Below are 1,461 nucleotides of genomic sequence, written 5' to 3'. Positions count from 1 at the left end.
TCACTAAGTGCGAGTGAGTCATTAAGCACATCACTAAGTGCTAGTCAATCACTAAGTACATCGTTAAGTGCAAGCCAATCATTAAGTACATCACTAAGCGCAAGTGAGTCATTAAGCACATCACTAAGTGCGAGTGAATCATTAAGTACATCGTTAAGTGCAAGCCAATCATTAAGTACATCAATAAGCGTGAGTGAATCATTAAGTACATCACTAAGTGCAAGTGAATCATTAAGTACGAGTCAATCATTAAGTACATCGTTAAGTGCAAGTGAATCATTAAGTACATCAATAAGCGCAAGTGAGTCATTAAGCACCTCACTAAGTGCTAGTCAATCATTAAGTACCTCACTAAGTGCAAGTGAGTCATTAAGTACATCGTTAAGTGCAAGTGAATCATTAAGTACCTCATTAAGTACAAGTGAATCACTAAGTACATCGTTAAGTGCAAGCCAATCACTAAGTACATCACTAAGTGCAAGTGAGTCATTAAGTACATCGTTAAGTGCAAGTCAATCATTAAGTACATCAATAAGCGCAAGTGAGTCATTAAGCACATCAGTAAGTGCAAGTGAATCATTAAGTACATCATTAAGTACGAGTCAATCATTAAGTACATCAGTGAGTGCAAGTGAATCATTAAGTACATCAATAAGCGCAAGTGAGTCATTAAGCACATCACTAAGTGCGAGTGAATCATTAAGTACCTCACTAAGTGCAAGTGAATCATTAAGTACATCATTAAGTACGAGTGAATCATTAAGTACATCGTTAAGTGCAAGCCAATCATTAAGTACATCAATAAGCGCAAGTGAGTCATTAAGCACATCACTAAGTGCAAGTGAATCATTAAGTACATCGTTAAGTGCGAGTGAATCATTAAGTACCTCACTAAGTGCGAGTGAATCATTAAGCACATCAGTGAGTGCTAGTCAATCATTAAGTACATCACTAAGCGCAAGTGAGTCATTAAGCACCTCACTAAGTGCGAGTGAATCATTAAGTATATCGTTAAGTGCAAGCCAATCATTAAGCACATCACTAAGTGTGAGTGAATCATTAAGTACCTCATTAAGTGCAAGTGAGTCATTAAGCACATCAGTGAGTGCTAGTCAATCAATGAGTACATCATTAAGTGCAAGTGAGTCACTAAGTACATCGCTAAGTGCAAGTGAGTCATTAAGCACATCACTAAGTGCGAGTGAATCATTAAGCACATCACTAAGTGCAAGCCAATCATTAAGTACATCAATAAGCGCAAGTGAATCATTAAGTACATCGTTAAGTGCAAGCCAATCATTAAGTACATCAATAAGCGCAAGTGAGTCATTAAGTACATCGTTAAGTGCGAGCCAATCACTAAGTGCATCATTAAGTGCGAGTGAATCATTAAGCACATCACTAAGTGCAAGCCAATCATTAAGTACATCAATAAGCGCAAGTGAGTCATTAAGCACATCA

1 protein-coding gene is annotated in these 1,461 nt (G+C 37.3%); it reads left to right on the top strand.

The genetic code is table 11. The features are described 5' to 3' along the window. Positions 1 to 1,461, top strand: a 1,461-nt coding sequence (locus E4T68_RS08800; RefSeq protein ID WP_194185115.1) for a hypothetical protein, incomplete at both ends; no start/stop codon positions are given.

The organism is Granulicatella sp. WM01, assembly GCF_004570605.1.
Lineage (GTDB): Bacteria > Bacillota > Bacilli > Lactobacillales > Aerococcaceae > WM01.
Note: the sequence above shows the minus strand (reverse complement) of the source record. Positions and strands in the feature narration are given on the sequence as shown.